This is a genomic window from Micromonospora craterilacus (assembly GCF_003236315.1).
In the GTDB taxonomy this organism is placed as follows: Bacteria; Actinomycetota; Actinomycetes; order Mycobacteriales; family Micromonosporaceae; genus Micromonospora; species Micromonospora craterilacus.
In genome coordinates, this window is the sequence record NZ_POTY01000491.1 from 1 (window position 1) to 1,157 (window position 1,157).

1 protein-coding gene is annotated in these 1,157 nt (G+C 75.1%); it reads right to left on the reverse strand.

Annotated elements, in window-relative coordinates; genetic code table 11:
• Window positions 1–1,144, reverse strand: a 1,144-nt coding sequence (locus tag C1I95_RS34020) for a sensor histidine kinase (RefSeq protein ID WP_111220218.1), incomplete at its 3' end; no start/stop codon positions are given.
• Window positions 1,145–1,157: the final 13 nt, after the last annotated feature.

Here is a 1,157-nt window from a genome sequence, read left to right on the forward strand (position 1 = left end):
CGTCACCCGGGCCTGCCGTGCCGCCCCGGCCCGCCGCGCCGCCCGACCTCGGCTCGGGCTGGTCGTTGACCAGCTCGATCTCCAACCCGTCGGGCAGTACGTCGACCCGCAGCGCGACCGGCCCACGGCCGTGCCGCGCGGCGTTGGTCAACCCCTCCTGGAGAATCCGGTAGCCCTCCCGCGAGACCGCCGGCGGCAACCCGTCCAGCGCCCCGCGCACCCGGCTGCGTACCGGCTGGCCGGCCGCCCGGGTATCGGCGACCAGCGCGGGCAGGTCGGCCAGGGTCCGCTGCGGACCGGTGGACGACTCCCCGGTCTCCCGCAGCAGCCCGAGCACATGATCGAGATCGTCCATCGCCCGCCGACCGGTCTCCTCGATGGCGGTCAACGCCCGACGGACGAATTCCGGGTCGCGGTCGAGCACCTCGCGGGCGGCGCCGGCCTGGAGGGTGGCGACGGTCAGCGCGTGGCCGACCGAGTCGTGCAGTTCCCGGGCCAACCGGTTGCGTTCCGCCAGCCGCGTGGCCCGCACCTCCAGGGCGGCGATCCGCTCAGCCGGCGCGGGGCCGAGCAGCACCGGGGCCATCGACGCGGCCAGCGCGCCCAGCCCGGCGACGGCGTAGCCGAGGGCGACCAGGACGAGTACGCCGATGGCCGACAGCCAACCGGTGTCCTGCCCGTCGAACGGACCGAACCGCTGCTCGCCGGCGAACCCGACGTCGAGGCCGGCCTGCGCGATGATGAACGCCAGCGCCATCGGCACCGCGCTGAACAGGGCTCCCACCACCAACGCGCCACTGAGCAGGTGCAGCCCGATCCAGAGTGCGGCACGCAGCCGGGTCTCCCGGTCGAGCCGGCGACCCGGCACCGGCTCGGGCAGGCCGACCCCGAGCAGGCCGCGTACGGCGGCGATCTCCAGCGCCCGACTGCCGCCGTGGAAGATCGGCACGACGGCGATGGCGGTCGCCAGCACCAGCAGCGCGAGCACCAGTGGCCAGGGCGCCTCGGGGTTGCCGAACAACTGCGCGAAGGTCACCACGAGCACCCCGTACGGCAGCGCGAGCACCCCGCCGAGCAGCAGGAAGACGCCTCGCCGCCAGGTGCTGCCGGCGATCAGCGGACGCAGCGCCGCGCGCGGGTTCATCGCCCCATGATGC